This is a genomic window from Martelella mediterranea, from assembly GCF_021021415.1.
Classification (GTDB): Bacteria; Pseudomonadota; Alphaproteobacteria; order Rhizobiales; family Rhizobiaceae; genus Martelella; species Martelella mediterranea_C.
Window position 1 is genome coordinate 65,687 of sequence record NZ_JAINWJ010000009.1, and the last position, 18,201, is coordinate 83,887.

The window sequence follows — 18,201 nt, forward strand, 5'->3', positions numbered from 1 at the left end:
CGGAAAAGCTTGTGCTCGCCCGCCACCTCGCAGCATAATGCGGCCATGATGTATCTCGATTGCCATGCCCTCGCCGACCTGTTTCGCGCCTTCGCGCGCCGGATGAATGATGAACGCGATTATCTCGCGGAACTGGACGGGGCGATCGGCGATGCCGACCACGGCACGGCCATGGCCGAGGGCTTTTCCGCCGCGGCGGTGGCGCTCACCCACAATGCCGCCGATTACCCCTCGCTCAGGATCGCGCTGACGCAGGCGGGCCGCTCCTTCCTCAATGCCGTCGGCGCCACCACCGGGCCACTCTATGCCAGCGGGCTGACCCGCGCCGGCCTTGCCATGCCGGAAGAAAAGCAGGTGCCGATCGAGCGCCTTGCCGATATTCTGCTCGCGATTTCGGAAGGAATCGAGGAACGCGGGAAGGCATCCCCCGGCGACAAGACCATGCTCGATGCGTGGCTGCCGGCGACCCATGCGATCCGCGATGCCAGGGCCGAGGGCGCGACGTTCGCCGAAGTCATGAGCCGCGCCGCTGCGGCCGCCGCCGAAGGAGCCGAGGCGACGCGCGGCATGGTGGCGGCCAAGGGCCGCGCCGCTCGCCTTGGCGCGCGCACCATCGGCCATCTCGATCCCGGCGCAGTCTCCGCCGCCGCGCTGATCGACGCCGCCAGCGAGTGGGTATCTGCGGCAGCCGAGCGAGAGACCCTTTGATGGCACGAAAGAGCGGTCCGCGCGCCCTGTCCGCCTCCGAGAGGCAATCCGGTTCCCAACTGCCCCTGCGCTTCGGCGGCGATCCGCTGCTGTGGGCGGCATGGCTTTATTACGAGGAGAGCATGACCCAGGGCGACATTGCCGTCGCCATGGGCATTTCGCGCCCCACCGTCAACGCCTATCTCGCCGATGCCCGCACACGCGGCATCGTTTCGATCGAAATCGCGCCGGAAAAATTCCGGCAATTGTCACTCGCTCAGAGCCTCAAGGAGCATTTCGGCCTCGCCGACTGCCTGGTGATCCCGTCAACCGGCGGGGAGCGCACGCTGACGGAACGGCTTGGCGCGGCCGGCGCGCAGGTGCTGGCGCTTCATGCGCAATCCGGCGATACCATCGCGGTGACCTGGGGCCGGACGATGCTGGCGATCGCCAATGCCGTTGAACGCGTCAATCTCAGGGACATGCGCGTGGTTCAGGCGACCGGCGGCACCACCGCCAAGATACCGTGGACGCCGGAAGCTTGCGCCACGCGGCTGGCCGAAGCGCTGGACGCCCGCTGCATTCCGCTGTCGTCCCCCGCGATCCTGTCCTCTGCGGCCGTCCGCGACGTGCTGTTCGAGGAGCCGGTGATCGCCGAACAGCTTGGCGTGCTGGCAGCGGCAAACCGCATCCTGCTCGGCATCTCGTCGCTGAGGGCCGAAAGCACGATCCACACCAGCGGATTCTTCGACAAGGTGGACGTCAACGAGCATTATCACGCCGCCGTCGGCAGCATTGCCGGGCGGCTGATCAATGCGCGCGGCGAGCCCGTCGCCGGGCCGCTCGACGGGCGCACCGTCGGCATTGAACTCGCCGCATTGCGCGCGATTCCCCAGCGCATCGCTGTTGCCGGCGGGATCGACAAGGTGCAGGCGATCCTCGCGGCGCTGCGCGGCGGCTATGTCAGCGTGCTGGTCACCGATGTGGACACCGCCTGGGGCATATTGCGCTCCGAGAATGTGGATATCCGCCCACAGCGGATGGAGACCGCCAGAGCGCCGCAACTGCCCGAACGCGTCCATACCAAGAAATTCATCAACCGCCCGCAGGACGCCGTCGACGAAACGCTTGCGAGCGCGCTTCTGGCGCATCCGGAAAACCTGGCCCCGGTACCGGGCGCACCGCGCGCCCTGCGTTCGGTTCACGCCCCCCGTGCCGGCAAGGTCGGCCTCGTCATCGGCGGCGGCGCGGGGCACGAGCCGGGCTTTTTCGGCTATGTCGGCCAAGGGCTTGCGGATGCGGTGGTCGTCGGCAACGTGTTCGCCGCCCCGCCGCCCGACCCGATCCTCGCCTCCACCCGCGCGGTTGATGGCGGGGCCGGCGTGCTGCACATTTTCGGCAATTTTTCCGGCGACGTGATGAATTTCGAGATCGCCGCCGAGATGGCCGCGGCCGAGGGCATTGCGGTGCAGGCCGTCGTCACCACCGACGACATCGCCTCCTCGCCGAAAGAAATGCGAGCCACGCGGCGCGGGGTCGCCGGTAATGTGTTCATCTTCAAGGTCGCGGGTGCTGCCTGCGAGCGGATGATGCCGCTTGACGCCTGCGTGGCGGTGGCGCGGCGAGCCAATGAGCGCACCTTCACCATGGGGCTGGCGCTGGAGCCCGGCGCCTCGATCGAAACCCGCCGCCCGACCTTTCAACTCGGCCCCGACGAGATGGAAATCGGCGTCGGCGTTCATGGCGAGCCCGGCATCGCCCGCGCCGCCATCGGCACGGCGGATCAGGCCGCCGACCTCGTGATCGACCGCCTGCTCGATGAAATGATGCCGAAGGAAGGCGACCGCGTCGCCCTGCTGGTCAATTCGCTGGGAGCGACGCCCGACATGGAACTCTACATCCTGAACGGCCGCATCCGGAAACGCCTGAAGGCCCACGGGCTGCAGGTCACGCGATCGCTGGTCGGGCGCTACTACACCTCGCTCGACATGGCCGGCGTCTCGATCTCGCTGATGCATCTCGACGACGAACTCGCCGACCTGCTGGACGCGCCCTGTTCTTCCGTCGCGCTGTCGCGGCGGTAAGGGATCGTTGGGCGCCGGAGCCGAAAAGGCTACAATTTCGACCCTGCATGAGGTTTGCGGTGGGCAGCGATAATTGCAACTTTGTCATCTGGTTCTCCTTTTCACTCCTTGCCGTTCATCGGCAGCACCAGAATTCTAATGCTTCGAGACGTTGATGACGAGATAGCCATCCAGATAACTCAGTCTGGTGATAAGGCCTTCCCCCTCAACGCCGCCATGCTCGGGCCTGTCCCGAGCATCTAAGAACGCGTCTGCTCGACAGGCGTCTAGGGCGAAAAGTCAGTTCAAATCCGCACCTGGCAAAGATTTCACACCGACCCCATTGACCGCGTTTCGCTTTGATTATACGCTTAATCAAAAGCATTCGGGAGGATATCTTGACTTTGACCGGGCCGAAGCGCGCGCGGCGCGTGACCCAGAGCGATGTCGCGGCGATGGCGGGGGTTTCCACCGCCGTCGTATCCGCCGTGATTTCGCCGAAGCCCGGCAAGACCATCCGCGTTGGCGAGGAGGCCGAGAAACGCGTTCGCGCGGCCATGGAAGCGCTTGGCTATGCGCCGAATATCGTGGCGCAATCACTGGCGCGCGGACGGCGCAATATCATCGGCGTGTTCACCTATGAGGCGATGTTTCCCTCCGACCGGGAGAACTTCTTCTATCCGTTTCTGCTGGGCATCGAACGCGGCGCGATGAAGCTCGGGCAGGATCTGCTGCTGTTCACCTCGTCCTCGCTCGACACCGGCCCGCGCAGCATCTTTCCCTCCGGCACCAATCGCATGGGCGTGGCCGATGGCGCGGTGCTGCTGGGCGAGGAACCGGACAAAAGCGAGCTGAAACGGCTTCATGACACCGGCTTTCCCTTCGTGACGATCGGCCGCCGCGAGGCGGAAGGCGCCGAGATTGACTGGGTTGCCGCCGACTATGCTTCCGCCGTCAGCGACGTCGTCGAGCGTTGCGCCGCCCTCGGCCACAAGAAGATGCTGTTTCTGGGCGGCACCGAAGTGCGCGAACAGCATGCCGACCGCGAGGAAGGCTTCCGCCGCAGCGCCGCCGAGAGGCTGACCCTTACGGTCGAACGCCTCGAGCCCGCGGCGATCGATACCGAGAAAGTCTCCGCCTGGCTTGGCGCGGGCGTCACGGTCTTCCTCACTGAGACCTTCAGCCATGCCGTCGCGCTCGAACGCCAGATCGCGGCGACCGGCGGCAGCGTGCCCGAAACCGCTTCCATCGTCGCGCTCGCCGCGCCGATGCTCGACCCGGCCGGCGTCGAACGCTGGACCCGGATATCCATTCCCCGCGAAGAGATGGGGGAGCGCGCGGTGCGCAACCTGATTGCCAGGATCGGCGATCCCGAGCACGACGTCATGCGCACCACACTGCCCTGCGGCTATGTGCCGGGGGCAACATTGCAAGCAATTTGAATCTGATCTGAAACGGGAGGTTTAAGAGATCATGTCGACCCAAATGATTAAGCGTTTAATCATCGCAACAGCCCTCACCGGCACCCTCGCTTCGACGGCGGCGGCCGAGGAGCTTCGGTTCACCGTATGGACCGGCAGCGAGGCGCATCTGGCCATGCTGAACGGCATTGCCGAGAGCTTTACCGAAACCCATCCGGACGTCACTGTGCAGTTCGACACCATTCCGTTCGGCGATTATGTGCAGAAGCTGACGCTCCAGCTTGCCGGCGGCAATCCGCCTGATCTCGGCTGGCTGCTGGAAAGTTCCGCGCCCGCGTTTGTGAATGCCGGCGTGCTTGAGGATATTTCCGACACGCTGACGGCGGCTGATGATTACAATTATGCCGATTTCTCCGAGCCGGCGATGGGGCTCTGGACCAAGGGCGATGCGGTTTACGGCATCCCCTTCTCCACCTCGCCCTTCCTGATCTACTTCAACAAGACGCTTTATGACGAGGCCGGTCTGGAAACGCCTGCCGAGCGCGCTGCGGACGGCACATGGACCTGGGAACAGCTCAAATCCGATGCGGCCGCCCTGCGCAACGCCGATGCCGGCGTCTGGGGCTATGAAACCGTCGATGGTCAGGGCTATGGCGCCCGCGTGATGCACAATCTGATGCCAATCGTGCGCGCCTATGGCGGCGAAGCCTGGAGCAACGGCGCCTGCACCCTGGACAGCCAGGAAGCAGCCGAAGCCGTGCAGCTTTTCCACGACATGGTCTATGCCGATCAATCGACCGTGCCGCCGGGCGAGCAGGGCGATTTCTTCTCCGGCAACGCGGCGCTGACGATGACGCAGATTTCGCGCGTCACCAAACTGGCGGATGTCGATTTCGACTGGGGGATCGCGCCGCTTCCCTCCGGTCCGGCGGGTGAAGCCTCGACCGTCGGCCAGGCCGCCGTCGTCGCCTTCGCGCAGGGCAAAAACAAGGAGGTCGCGGCCGAATTCCTGGCGCATATGACCTCGGCGGAAAACGTCGCCAAGATGGCCGAGTTCTTCCCGCCGGCGCGCATCAGCGTTCTGGAAAGCGATGCGTTCCTTTCCAGCAACCCTGCCGTGACGCCGGAACAGATGGAAATCGTGGCGGCCGGGATCGAAGGCGGTTCGGTGCTGCCGAGCCATGAGCGCTACCCGCAGATCGAGGCGGCATCGCGGCCCGATTTCGATGCGCTGTGGGCAGCCGACGCCGATGTGCCCGCCGTGCTCGCCAGGCTCTGCGACGATATCGACCCGCTGCTGAAGTAAGAGAGGTTTTCCGACGGAGCTTTTGCGTCACCGCTGAGGTTGTCCCTTCTCTCCGCGTCATGCTCGGGCTTGACCCGAGCATCCACCAGCGCCCGTCTCGGGGCCTGGATCCTCGGGTCAAGCCCGAGGATGACGCAGGGTGAGGAAGGCATGCCATATCGACGTGGCTCGGTCTGCGAAACGCCGCCGGAAACATTCGAAATTCGCCCGCATAAAGGAAGCGATGATGTCCGCTCTCCGTTCCGGACTGACACTGAAGACGCGTGAGGCGATCGCCGGCTGGCTGTTTGTCAGCCCGATCCTGACCGGGTTCCTGATCTTCTTCGTCGGCCCGCTGATCGCCGTGTTCTATTATTCTACGACGGAGTGGAACCTGCTGACCCAGCAATCCCGCTTCGTCGGCATGGAGAACTATGTCGATGCGCTGACCCGCAACGACACGTTCTGGCACGTGCTCGGCAATTCGCTGGTGTTCGCGGCGGGCCTCGTGCCGCTCAACATGGCGCTGGCGCTCGGGCTTGCGATCGCGCTGTCGCGGCCGTTCCGGGGCGTCGTGGTGTTCCGCACCCTGTTCTTCGCGCCCGTCATCACATCCGCCGTGGCTTGGGCGATCATCTGGACCTTCCTGCTTCAGCATGAAAGCGGCGCGGTCAATCAGGCGCTCTCGGTCGTCGGCATTGACGGGCCGAACTGGCTGCACGAGCCGCGCTGGGCCATGGCCTCGGTGATCGTCACCCGCGTGCTGAAGACCGTGGGCCTCAACATGATCCTCTATATCGCCGCACTGCAGGCGATCCCGCGCGATTATGAGGAGGCCGCGCGGCTGGAGGGCGCCAATGGCTGGGACATCTTCCGCCGCATCACATGGCCGCTTCTGGCGCCGACGACACTGGTGATCATGGTGATCACGGTGGTCGGCTCGCTGAAGGTGTTCGACCATATCTACCTGATGACCGGCGGCGGGCCGCAGAACGCCACCCTCGTGCTCGCCTTCTATATCTATGAGCAGGGCTTCAAGTTCTTCAACACCGGCTATGCCTCGGCGCTCGCCGTGGTGCTGTTCGTGCTGATCCTGGCTCTGACGGTCCTGCAGATGCTTTTGAAAACGGTGCGCAAATGAACTACCGCCTGCAACAGAAGATCACCCGCATCTGCTGGGTTATCGGCCTTTCCGCACTCGCCATTCCCTTCGTGTTCCCGTTCATCTGGATGCTGTCGGGCGCGCTCAAGGGCCAGGCGGACGTGTTCTCCTCGGCCGCGCTGATCCCGGCGACATTCCACTGGTCGAATTTTTCCGAGGTCTTCGCCTATCAGCCCTTCGCCCGGCAATATTTCAACTCACTCTATATCGCCGTGCTCGTCACCGGATTGACGCTGTTCCTGTCTTCGATGGCCGGCTATGCGCTGGCGCGGCTGCGCTTTGCCGGAAGCGCGCTGGTTCTGCTGCTGTTGATCTCGGCGCTGATGATGCCGGAGGAGGTCACCATCGTGCCGAACTTCTTCCTGATGAAGAATCTCGGCCTGATGAACACCCATATGCCGCTGATCCTGCTGCCGATCTTCGGCTCGCAGGGGGTGATGGCGACCTTCCTGATGCGCCAGTATTTCCTGGCCCTGCCGAAGGAGCTGGAGGAGGCCGGCCGCATGGACGGGCTGACGCGCTTCGGCGTCTATTTCAAGGTGGCGCTGCCGCTGTCGAAACCGGCGCTTGCCGCCGTCGGCATCATCACCTTCCTGTTTTCGTGGAACCTGTTTCTGGAGCCGCTGGTGTTCGTCAACGACATCGAGCTGTTCACCCTGCCGCTGGCGCTTGCCAATTTCACCGACACCTACGGCCTGCCGCTCTGGCACCTGCAGCTTGCGGCCACCGCGCTGGCCGTCATTCCCATGCTCATCGTCTACATTCTGGCCCAGCGCCAGATCGTTGAAAGTTTCGCCTTGTCTGGCGTGAAAGGATAACAAAATGAAGGAACTCACCAGCGACATCGTCATCATCGGCGGCGGTCTGGGCGGGGTCGCAGCGGCGCTTTCGGCGCTGAAACTCGGCCGCAGCGTCATCCTGACCGAGGAATTCAAATGGCTCGGCGGCCAGTTGACGACGCAGGCCGTGCCGCCGGATGAAAATCCGTGGATCGAGAAGGACGGCTCGACGGCGAGCTACCGTGCGCTTCGCCGGAACATTCGCGATTACTACCGCGACCACTACCCGCTGACCGATGAGGCCCGCAACGACGAAAACCTCAACCCCGGAAGCGGTAACGTCTCGCCGATCTGCGTGGAACCGCGCGCCGGCGTGGCGGCGATCGAAGCCCTGCTTGCGCCGTGGTACGCGACCGGCCGGCTGACGGTTCTCATGAACGCCAAACCGGTTGCCGCCGAGACCGATGGCGACCGCTTCACCGCCGTCACCGTGCGCTCCGCCGAACATGGAGAGATGGTGCTGACCGGCCGCTATTTCATCGACGCCACCGAACTTGGCGATCTGCTGGAACTCGGCAATGTCGAGCACGTCATCGGCGCGGAAAGCCAGGCGCAGACCGGCGAGCCGGCAGCCCTTGCGGGCGAGGCCGACCCCAATGACCAGCAGGCGGTGAGCTGGTGCTTCGCCATGAGCTATCACCCGGACGAGGACCACACCATCGAGCGCCCGCGCGACTATGATATCTGGCGCGATTTCAAGCTCGATTTCTGGCCCGACCGCCAGCTTTCCTTCATCGGCCCCAATCCCGTGACGCTGGAGCCAGACAACCGGCCGCTGTTCGTGGGCGACAGCGACGCCAAGTTCGCGCCGGACAACTGGCACTACCGGCGGATATTCTATCGCAAGAACCATGTCGGCAACCGCTACCCCTCCGACATCTGCCTCGTGAACTGGCCGCAGATCGACTATTGCGGCGGCCCCATTGTCGGCGTTTCGCCCGAGGAGGCGGAGAAGCATCTGGAGGGCGCGCGCCAGCTCTCGCTCTCCATGCTCTACTGGATGCAGACCGAAGCGCCGCGCCATGACGGCGGCTATGGCTATCGCGGCTTGAAGCCGGCGGGAAGCGTGATGGGCACGCTCGACGGCCTGACAATCGCCCCCTATATCCGCGAAAGCCGCCGCATCAAGGCACTGTTCACGGTGACCGAAAACCATGTCGGCATCGATGCCCGCGAAGGGCGGAAGGGCGCCGAGCAGTTCTTCGACAGCGTCGGCGTCGGCTCCTATCGCATCGACCTTCACCCCTCCACCGCGCCGCGCAACTATGTCGACATCGCCAACTGGCCGTTCCAGATTCCGCTGGGCAGCCTGATCCCGGAGCGGGTCGAAAACATGCTGCCCGCCTGCAAGAATATCGGCACCACCCATCTGACCAATGGCTGCTACCGGCTGCATCCGGTGGAATGGAATATCGGCGAAAGCGTCGGCGCGCTTGCCGCCTACTGCCTCGACAACGATATCTCGCCGCGCGGCGTGCGCGAGACGCCGGAGCGGCTGGCGGATTTCCAGAACCTGTTGACAAGCCGCTTCGAGGTGCCGCTCGTCTGGCCGCAGCATATCCGCGAGACGCCGCGGCTCGAACTGTTCGGACGCGTGGAGTAACAACAATGGCCAAGCTTGAACTGAAGGGCGTCAGAAAGTCCTATGGCGCGGCGGAGATCATCAAGGGCATCGACCTTGCGGTCGAGGACGGCGAGTTCTGCGTGTTCGTCGGCCCGTCCGGCTGTGGCAAATCCACGCTGCTCAGGATGATCGCCGGCCTTGAGGATATCACCGGCGGCACGCTCGAAATCGGCGGCAAGCGCATGAACGACATCGCGCCGGCCAAGCGCGGCGTGGCGATGGTGTTCCAGTCCTATGCGCTCTATCCGCATCTGACCGTGCGCGAAAACATCGCCTTCGGGCTGAAGGTGCGCAAGACGCCGGCCGCCGAGATCGACCGGCTGGTGGAAGAGGCGGTCGCCACGTTGCAGCTCGACACCCTCACCGAGCGCTATCCGCGCGAGCTGTCCGGCGGCCAGCGCCAGCGCGTGGCGATCGGCCGCGCGATCGTCGGCCAGCCGGAGACCTTCCTCTTCGACGAGCCGCTCTCCAACCTCGATGCCGAACTTCGGGTGCATATGCGCACCCAGATTTCCGAGCTGCATGCGCGGCTGAAGCGGACGATGATCTATGTGACCCATGACCAGGTCGAGGCGATGACGCTTGCCGACAAGATCGTGCTCCTGCGCGATGGCAAAATCGAGCAGGTCGGCAGCCCCGAGGACCTCTACGAGCGCCCGGCCAATCTGTTCGCCGCCCAGTTCATCGGCGCGCCGAAGATGAACCTCTTCGAGCTGACGCCGGCGTTCGAAAACCTTCGCGCCGCGAGCGGGCTTCCGCCCGAAACGCGCTATTGCGGCATCCGGCCGGACAGTTTTGAGATCACGTCGGAGGATCAGGGCGCCATCGCCGCGAAGGTCAGGCTGACGGAATATCTCGGCAATGCGCGGCTGGTCCATGCCGATGTCGAGGGCCACGGTCCTATCATCCTGGAACAGCCGGCCGGCCGCGAACTTGCCGCCGGCGCCACGATCCACCTCGCCGCCGCGCCCGCGCATTGCCATGCGTTCGACGAGGCCGGCAACCGCCTCGCGACCGCGCGGTAGCCGTCAGCCGGTGGTCATCCGCTTCAATATCCCGGTCTTCCAGTAGAACTGGTGGACCGCGACGGCGGCGATATGGGTGATGATCAGAAACCACATCACGAGCTTCATCTGATTGGCATGCGCCAGGGCGGCCGCGCCGCTGTCGAAATAATAGCCGGCGATGCCGGCAAGCGGCATCACGATGAACATCAGATAAAACGTCCAGTGCGCGACCTTCGACAGCAGCCGGAAGATCGCCGGCTCGCCCGCAGGCTCGGGCGGCACGCCCTGGATGAAACGCAGCGCCAGCCGGACCAGCGCGAGAACGAGAACCGTGATCCCGACATAGGCATGGATGTCGGCCGAGAGCTGAACATCGTCGGGAATGGGCTTGTTGCCATAATACAGAACGCCCCAGCGAACCAAATCATCGGAGAAGAGCAGGTTGAACAGGATCAGCAACGCTATGATCCAGTGCAGGGCGCGCTGCGAGCGCGAAAAGGAAACCGGAGTCGGACGCACAGGATTTACCCCTCTTATCAAGAGCTTGTTCGGATAAACCATGAAACGAAAATGCGGCCTGCAAAGCAAGCCGCACTTTCGAAGGTGACATCTTTTTCATGAAAAGGGCGCTAACCGCTCTCAGATTGTCGACGACCCTACCCCTTGCGCGGACGTCATCCTCGGGCTTGTCCCGAGGATCTAACCACCCTTCCGCACGAGCGGCGTGGGCGGTTCGTAATGAATTGTCTTTGAAGACCTTTTCATCCGAAACGCCTGTCGTGTTGATACGTGCTTAGATGCTCGGGACAAGCCCGAGCATGACGGAGGAGAGTGGGATAGGCTCAACGAGCCTTGGCGCACCCCGCCTGCCTTACATGTGGATCGGCTTGAAGAACGCGCCGAGCGCCGCTTCCTTCACCGCTTCCGACATGGTCGGGTGGGCGTGGCAGGTGCGGCCGAGATCCTCGGACGAGCCGCCGAACTCCATCAGCACCGCCGCCTCGTGGATCATCTCGCCGGCGCCGAAGCCGACGATGTGGACGCCGAGCACGCGGTCGGTCTCCTTGTCGGCGAGCACCTTGACGAAACCGTCGGTCGCCTCCATCGCGCGAGCCCGGCCATTGGCCATGAACGGGAACTTGCCGATAGTGTAGGCGACGCCGTCCTTCTTCAGCTCTTCCTCGGTCTTGCCGACGGAGGCGACTTCCGGCTGGGTGTAGACCACGCTCGGGATCACGTCGTAATTCACGTGGCCCGCCTGGCCGGCGAGGATTTCGGCGAGCGCCACGCCCTCGTCCTCGGCCTTGTGGGCGAGCATCAGCCCCTTGACCACATCGCCGATCGCATAGATGCCATCGACATTGGTCTTGAAGTGGCTGTCGATTTCCACGCGGCCGCGATCGTCGAGCTTCACGCCGGCCTCTTCCAGGCCAAGGCCCTCGGTATAGGGCTTGCGGCCCGTCGAGATCAGCACGATGTCGGCCTCGATGGTTTCGGCATCGCCGCCCTTGACCGGTTCGAAGGTCACCTTCGCGCCGTTTTCGGCCTTCTCGACCGCCGTCACCTTGGCGGAAAGCTTGAAGTCGAGGCCCTGCTTGGCGAGCATCTTCTGGAACTGCTTGGAGACCTCGCCATCCATCGGCCCGAGGATCTTGTCGAGGTATTCGACGACCGTCACCTTGGCGCCGAGGCGCGACCACACCGAGCCAAGCTCGAGGCCGATCACGCCGCCGCCGACAACGATCATCTTTTCCGGCACCTTCTTGAGCGCAATGCCGCCGGTGGAGGAAACGATCGTCTCTTCATCGATCTCGACATTGACGCCCGGAATGCCGGCGACATCGGAGCCGGTGGCGATCACGATGTTCTTCGCCTCAAGCTCCTCGGTCGAGCCGTCTTCCTTGGTCACCTGCACCTTGCCGGGCGCGAGGATCTTGCCGGTGCCCTGAATGCCGTCGATCTTGTTCTTCTTGAACAGGAAGGCGACGCCTTCGACATTCGACTTCACCACCGCGTCCTTGTGGCCCATCAGCTTGTCGTGATCGAGTTCGACGCCGGAAAGCTTGATACCGAGGCTTTCCATGCCATGGGCGGCGTGTGCGTAATATTCCGAGGCATGCAGCAACGCCTTGGAGGGGATGCAGCCGATATTGAGGCAGGTGCCGCCATAGGTGGCGCGCTTCTCGACGACGGCGACCTTCATGCCGAGCTGCGAGGCCTTGACCGCGCAAACATAGCCGCCGGGACCGGAACCGATTACGATGAGATCATAGGACATCTGATTTCCTTCTCTTATTGAGGTCATCGCCGATGCGAAGGATGGGCGCTGCATGACCGTATCTTCTGGCGGCCGATGGCCGGATTTGTTGTCGTTGGCTCAGCCCGCCTTTTCCGTTGCCAGCTTCAGACCGAAGGCGATGAAGACCGCACCGCTCGCGCGGTTGATCCAGACGGTCGCCTTTTCAAACGCCGAGCGCATGCGCGGCGTGGTCAGGAACAGCGAGACGCCGACGAACCACGCGATCAGGCATGTCGCCATGACGAGGCCATAGCCGAACTTCACCGCCGCGGGCGTTTCGTGGCTGACAACGGTCGAGAATATCGACAGGAAGAACAAGACCGGCTTCGGGTTCAGCGCATTCGCGAGAAAGCCGAGCGAAAAGGCCTTTCCCGCTCCCTGTCTTGCCGTTGCGCCGGCTTGGGCTACGGGCGAAACATCGGCCTTGCCGGAACGCAGCGACTGGATACCGAGATAGATAAGATAGGCCGCGCCCGCCCATTTGATCACGTTGAACACCATGATCGACTGCGAAATGATCAGGCCGAGCCCCATGATCGTGTAACTGACATGGAACATCAGCGAGGTGCCGACGCCGAAACTGCTGAGCACCGCCGAGCGTCTGCCATGCACCAGCGCCTGCCGGATGATCATCGCGGTATCCGCGCCGGGAGCGACAATGGCGAAGGAGAAAATCGCCATCAGCGACGCGAGCTCGATCAGATATTGATGATCCATGGAAGGCGTCCCGATTTCTATTGCCTACTGAGCGCGAGTTTAACGCCGAAACCGGCAAAGGCCAGCGCCACGCTGCGCCGCATCCATGCCATCGCCCGTTCGCTCGACAATACGCGGTCGCGCATCAGCCCGGAAAACTGGCCGTAGAGCACGAACACCGCGAAGGTCATCGCCATGAACACCGCCGACATCGCCAACATTTCCAGTATCGGCGAGGCAGCGGCGGGCGACACGAATTGCGGCAGGAAGGCGAGGAAGAACACGGAGAGCTTGGGGTTCAGGATATTGATCAGAAAACCGTTGCGGACAACCGCAAACAGGCTGCGCCGCGGCGTCCCCTCGCCCGAGACCCTGAGCGTGCCGCGATCCCGCAGCGTCTGCCAGGCGAGATAGAGCAGGTAGGCAACGCCCGCGAACTTCACCGTCTGGAACAGCAGCGCGCTGGTGTGAAACAGCGCGGCGAGGCCGAAGACGGAGGCGAGGATCGCCGGAATGATGCCGAGCGTGCAGCCGAAGGCCGCTGCCACGCTTGCCATCCTGCCCTGCGCCAGACCGGTGGCAAGCGTGTAAACCACGCCCGTGCCGGGAGCCAGAACAACAATCAGCGCCGTAATCAGGAATTCGATGCTCATGTTCCAGCCCCCCGGTTCTGTTGATCAGAGATCGAGAACGAGGCGTTCGGGATCTTCCAGCGTTTCCTTGACGCGCACCAGGAAGGTCACCGCTTCCTGACCATCGACCATGCGGTGGTCGTAGGACAGCGCCAGATACATCATCGGACGGATGACCACCTGGCCGCCGATCGCCATCGGCCGCTCCTGGATCTTGTGCATGCCGAGAATGCCGGACTGCGGCGCGTTCAGGATCGGCGAGGACATCAGCGAACCATAGACGCCGCCATTGGTGATCGTGAAGGTGCCGCCCTGCATGTCCGCCATGGAAAGCTGGCCGCTACGGGCCGCCTTGGCGAGCCGTGCAATCTCGGCTTCGATCTCGGCAATCGACATCTGGTCGGCATCGCGCACGACCGGGACCACGAGGCCCTTGTCGGTGCCGACGGCCATGCCGATGTGGCAGAAGTTCTTGTAGATGATGTCGGTGCCATCGATCTCGGCATTCACCGCCGGGATTTCCTTCAGCGCATGGCAGACGGCCTTGGTGAAGAAGCCCATGAAGCCGAGCTTGACGTCGTGCTTCTTCAGGAACAGGTCCTTGTACTTGTTGCGCATCTCCATCACCGCCGTCATGTCCACCTCGTTGAAGGTGGTCAGCATCGCGGCCGTGTTCTGGGCGTCCTTGAGGCGCTTGGCGATGGTTTGGCGCAGGCGGGTCATCTTGACGCGCTCTTCGCGGTCAGCATCCTCGACCTTGGACGGCGCGCGGGCCGGCGCCTTGGTGTCCGACGGGGCCGGAGCCGATGTGCCCTTGGCGGCCGCGGCGATGACGTCGCCCTTCAGGATCTGGCCGCGCTTGCCGGAGCCTTCGACCTGATCTTCCGAGATATTCTTCTCGGCCATCATCTTGGCGGCGGCGGGCGCGGCCGGCATGTCCCCACTCTTGCTTTCCTTGTCCTCGGCCTTTTCTTCGGACTTGGCCTCTTCCTTCGGCGCTTCGTCCTTCTTGGCCTCTTCCTTGGGCTTTTCTTCCTTCTTCTCGCTGGCGGCAGCGCCATCGCCTTCGCCGATCTGGCCGAGAAGGGCATTCAGCTCCACCGTCTCGCCCTCGGCGGCGACGATTTCCGACAGCACGCCGGCGGCCGGTGCGGGAACCTCGATGGTCACCTTGTCGGTTTCAAGCTCGACGATCGGCTCATCGGCGGCAATCGCGTCGCCGACCTTCTTGTACCAGGTGCCGACCGTCGCCTCGGTAACGGATTCGCCCAAAGTGGGAACGCGGATTTCAGTGGCCATTTCAAAAGTCCCGATCTTGATAATGTCTGTTTCAAAACGCCTTCCGGCGGTTTGCGCATGCCGGGCTCCTCGACCGGCATGCTGGGAAAGTTCAAATCACTCGCCGAGCGCGTCTTCCAGGAAGGCCTCGAGCTGCGCCAGATGGCGCGACATCAGGCCCGTGGCCGTGGAGGCCGCCGCCGGACGGCCGGCATAGCGCACCCTGGTATGTTTGGCGTCGATATGGGTCAGCACCCATTCCAGATAGGGCTCGATGAACGACCATGCGCCCATGTTCTTCGGCTCTTCCTGGCACCATACCATCTCCGCGTTCTTGAAGCGCGACAGCATGTTGATCAGCGCCTTGGCGGGGAAGGGATAGAGCTGTTCGACGCGCAGCAGGTAAACATCGTTGATGCCCCGCTTCTCGCGCTCCTCGAACAGGTCGTAATAGACCTTGCCCGAGCACAGAACCACGCGACGAATCTTGGCGTCCTTCACCAGCTTGATCGGCGTGTCGTGCTCGACCGCATCATCCCACAACAGGCGGTGGAACGCGGTCTCGCCGGCCATTTCCGACAGCGTCGAGGTCGCGCGTTTGTGGCGCAGCAGCGATTTCGGCGTCATCAGGATCAGCGGCTTGCGGAAGTCGCGCTTCAACTGGCGGCGCAGGATGTGGAAATAGTTCGCCGGCGTGGTGCAGTTGGCGACCTGCATGTTGTCCTCGGCGCACATCTGCAGCCAGCGCTCCAGGCGGGCGGAGGAGTGCTCCGGCCCCTGCCCCTCATAACCATGCGGCAGAAGGCAGACGAGACCGGACATGCGCAGCCATTTGCGCTCGCCCGACGAGATGAACTGGTCGAAGATCACCTGCGCGCCATTGGCGAAGTCGCCGAACTGGGCTTCCCAGAGCGTCAGCGCGTTCGGGCGGGCCAGCGAATAGCCGTATTCGAAGCCCAGAACGGCCTCTTCCGAAAGCATCGAGTTGATGACTTCGTAGCGGCCCTGCGCCTGATGGATGTGCTGGAGCGGGATATAGCGCTCCTCGGTTTCCTGATCGTAGAGCACCGAATGGCGCTGCGAGAAGGTGCCGCGCTCGACGTCCTGGCCGGAAAGCCGAACCTTGAAGCCTTCATGGCAGAGCGCGCCGAAGGCCAGCGCCTCGGCCATCGCCCAGTCGATCCCCTCGCCGGTCTCGATCATCTTGGCGCGGTTATCGAGGAAGCGCTGCACGGTGCGGTGCACATTGAAGCCTTCCGGAACCTCGGTCAGCTTCTTGCCGATTTCCTTGAGCGTCTTCATCGGCACCGAGGTCTTGCCGCGCCGCAGCTCGTCGGCATTGTCGGCGGCGCGCAGGCCCGACCACTCGCCGTCCAGCCAGTCGGCCTTGTTCGGTTTGTAGGAGGAGCCGGCCTCGAATTCCTGTTCGAGGAAGTCCTTCCAGTCGGAAAGCATCTGCTCGAACTCGTCCTTGGTGATCAGGCCTTCCTTGATCAGCCGCTCGGCGTAAAGCTGGGTCACGGTCTGGTGGCCGCGGATCGCCTTGTACATCTTCGGCTGGGTGAAGGACGGCTCGTCACCCTCGTTATGGCCGAAGCGGCGATAGCAGAACATGTCGATGACGACCGGCTTGTGGAACTTCATCCGGAACTCGGTCGCGATCTTGGCGGCATAGACCACGGCTTCCGGATCGTCGCCATTGACGTGGAAGATCGGCGCCTCGATCATCTTCGCCACATCCGACGGATAGGGCGAGGAGCGCGAAAACGCCGGGTTGGTGGTAAAGCCGATCTGGTTGTTGACGATGAAATGCACCGTGCCGGCAACGCGATGGCCGCGCAGACCGGAAAGGCCAAGCACCTCGGCCACAACGCCCTGGCCGGCAAAGGCGGCATCGCCGTGCAGCAACAGCGGCATGACCTTGGCGCGCTCGGAAAGCGGCACGACCTCGCCCTCGCGCTGGGTAGCGAGGATATCCTGCTTGGCGCGGGCCTTGCCCATCACCACCGGATCGACGATTTCCAGATGCGAGGGGTTCGCCGTCAGCGACAGATGAACATTGTTGCCGTCGAACTCGCGGTCGGAGGACGCGCCGAGATGGTACTTCACGTCGCCCGAACCCTCGACATCGTCGGGCTTGAACGAACCGCCCTTGAACTCGTGGAAGATCGCGCGATGGGTCTTGGCCATCACCTGGGACAGCACGTTGAGGCGGCCGCGATGCGGCATGCCGAGCACAATCTCCTTCAGGCCCAGCGAACCGCCGCGCTTGATGATCTGCTCCATGGCCGGGATCAGCGACTCGCCGCCATCGAGACCGAAACGCTTGGTACCCTTGTATTTGACATCGAGAAACTTCTCGAAGCCCTCGGCCTCGATCAGCTTCTGCAGGATCGCCTTCTTGCCGTTCTCGGTGAAGGTGATGCTCTTTTCCGGACCTTCGATCCGCTCCTGAATCCAGGACTTCTCCTCCGGATTGGAGATGTGCATGAATTCCACGCCGAGCGTCGAACAATAGGTGCGGGTCAGGATATCGACCATTTCCGGGATCGTAGCGTATTCCAGCCCCAGAACATTGTCGATGAAGATCGGTCGATCGAAATCGGCCTCGGTGAAGCCATAGGCCTGCGGCGACAACTCGTTGTAATCGTCGTCGGCCATGCCGGCCAGACCGAGCGGGTCAAGCTTGGCGTGCAGATGGCCGCGCATGCGGAAGGCGCGGATCATCATCAGCGCGCGCACGGAATCGCGGGTGGCGCGCAACACCTCCTCGCCGGAAAGGGCGGACCCTTCGGCCGCCGCCTTGGCGTGAAGCTTCTTTTCGACCACGCGCTCGACATCGCCCCAATTGCCGTCAAGGGCGGCGGTCAGCTCGTCAGCGGGCTTGACCGGCCAGTTGTCCTTTCTCCAGGACGCACCCTCGGCCGCCTTCCTCACCGCGTCCGGATCATCGCCGAGCGCCTTGAAGAAATCGCGCCATTCTTCCGACACCGAATTCGGATCATCCTCATAGGCCGCGTAGAGATGCTCGATATAGGTGGCATTCGCCCCATCGAGAAACGAGGTCAGGAGAAATTGTTCGTTGGCTTCTTGCCTGGACATGTGCACGCGCGGACGAATTCGTCCGCCTCCCGCTTGAAACGGTGAAACCGGCCTCACGCCGGTCCACCCTCTAAAATTCCGTCGAGCCGCCGTGAGATCACGAGGA

14 protein-coding genes are annotated in these 18,201 nt (G+C 63.3%); 8 read left to right on the top strand and 6 right to left on the bottom strand.

Annotated elements, in window-relative coordinates:
* Positions 1-45 precede the first annotated feature (45 nt).
* The 8 genes from dhaL to K7H91_RS07095 all read left to right on the top strand — a co-directional run bounded on the left by dhaL (position 46) and on the right by K7H91_RS07095 (position 10,106).
* Positions 46-708, top strand: a complete 663-nt coding sequence (gene dhaL / locus K7H91_RS07060; protein WP_230719492.1) for a dihydroxyacetone kinase subunit DhaL — start codon at positions 46-48, stop codon at positions 706-708.
* Complete coding sequence (locus tag K7H91_RS07065) at positions 708-2,771, top strand: bifunctional sugar-binding transcriptional regulator/dihydroxyacetone kinase subunit DhaK (RefSeq protein ID WP_230719493.1); 2,064 nt, start codon at positions 708-710, stop codon at positions 2,769-2,771. The genes dhaL and K7H91_RS07065 overlap by 1 nt, the downstream gene beginning before the upstream one ends.
* A 377-nt stretch (positions 2,772-3,148) precedes the next feature.
* Positions 3,149-4,192 carry a LacI family DNA-binding transcriptional regulator gene (locus K7H91_RS07070; RefSeq protein WP_230719494.1) on the top strand — a complete coding sequence of 348 codons (1,044 nt, stop codon included), beginning with the start codon at positions 3,149-3,151 and terminating at the stop codon, positions 4,190-4,192.
* A 43-nt stretch (positions 4,193-4,235) separates the two neighbouring features.
* Positions 4,236-5,477 carry an ABC transporter substrate-binding protein gene (locus K7H91_RS07075; RefSeq protein WP_230719495.1) on the top strand — a complete coding sequence of 414 codons (1,242 nt, stop codon included), beginning with the start codon at positions 4,236-4,238 and terminating at the stop codon, positions 5,475-5,477.
* 223 nt (positions 5,478-5,700) lie between these two features.
* Positions 5,701-6,597: a carbohydrate ABC transporter permease gene (locus K7H91_RS07080; RefSeq protein WP_419197450.1), complete on the top strand. Its 897-nt coding sequence runs from the start codon at positions 5,701-5,703 to the stop codon at positions 6,595-6,597.
* Positions 6,594-7,436 carry a carbohydrate ABC transporter permease gene (locus K7H91_RS07085; protein ID WP_018062692.1) on the top strand — a complete coding sequence of 281 codons (843 nt, stop codon included), beginning with the start codon at positions 6,594-6,596 and terminating at the stop codon, positions 7,434-7,436. Before K7H91_RS07080 ends, K7H91_RS07085 begins: the two co-directional genes overlap by 4 nt.
* Positions 7,437-7,440: 4 nt before the next feature.
* The gene (locus K7H91_RS07090) at positions 7,441-9,060 is read left to right on the top strand and encodes an FAD-dependent oxidoreductase (RefSeq protein WP_230719497.1); all 1,620 of its coding nucleotides are present in this window, start codon (positions 7,441-7,443) and stop codon (positions 9,058-9,060) included.
* A gap of 5 nt (positions 9,061-9,065) precedes the next feature.
* Entirely contained in the window at positions 9,066-10,106 is a 1,041-nt protein-coding gene (locus K7H91_RS07095) for an ABC transporter ATP-binding protein (protein WP_230719498.1), read from the top strand.
* Positions 10,107-10,109: 3 nt separating this feature from the next.
* Here the strand turns inward: K7H91_RS07095 and K7H91_RS07100 are convergent, their stop codons facing one another.
* The 6 genes from K7H91_RS07100 to K7H91_RS07125 all read right to left on the bottom strand — a co-directional run bounded on the left by K7H91_RS07100 (position 10,110) and on the right by K7H91_RS07125 (position 18,095).
* On the bottom strand, positions 10,110-10,607 hold the full coding sequence (locus tag K7H91_RS07100; RefSeq protein WP_230719499.1) for a cytochrome b: 498 nt from the start codon (positions 10,605-10,607) through the stop codon (positions 10,110-10,112).
* Between the two features lie 352 nt (positions 10,608-10,959).
* Positions 10,960-12,366 (bottom strand): dihydrolipoyl dehydrogenase, encoded by a 1,407-nt coding sequence (gene lpdA / locus K7H91_RS07105; RefSeq protein WP_230719500.1) that lies wholly within the window; start codon positions 12,364-12,366, stop codon positions 10,960-10,962.
* 99 nt (positions 12,367-12,465) lie between these two features.
* The gene (locus K7H91_RS07110) at positions 12,466-13,104 is read right to left on the bottom strand and encodes a LysE family transporter (RefSeq protein ID WP_230719501.1); all 639 of its coding nucleotides are present in this window, start codon (positions 13,102-13,104) and stop codon (positions 12,466-12,468) included.
* A gap of 17 nt (positions 13,105-13,121) precedes the next feature.
* Positions 13,122-13,736 carry a LysE family translocator gene (locus K7H91_RS07115; RefSeq protein ID WP_230719502.1) on the bottom strand — a complete coding sequence of 205 codons (615 nt, stop codon included), beginning with the start codon at positions 13,734-13,736 and terminating at the stop codon, positions 13,122-13,124.
* 24 nt (positions 13,737-13,760) lie between these two features.
* Positions 13,761-15,014, bottom strand: a complete 1,254-nt coding sequence (gene odhB / locus K7H91_RS07120; RefSeq protein ID WP_230719503.1) for a 2-oxoglutarate dehydrogenase complex dihydrolipoyllysine-residue succinyltransferase — start codon at positions 15,012-15,014, stop codon at positions 13,761-13,763.
* 96 nt (positions 15,015-15,110) lie between these two features.
* Entirely contained in the window at positions 15,111-18,095 is a 2,985-nt protein-coding gene (locus K7H91_RS07125) for a 2-oxoglutarate dehydrogenase E1 component (RefSeq protein ID WP_230719504.1), read from the bottom strand.
* Positions 18,096-18,201 lie beyond the last annotated feature (106 nt).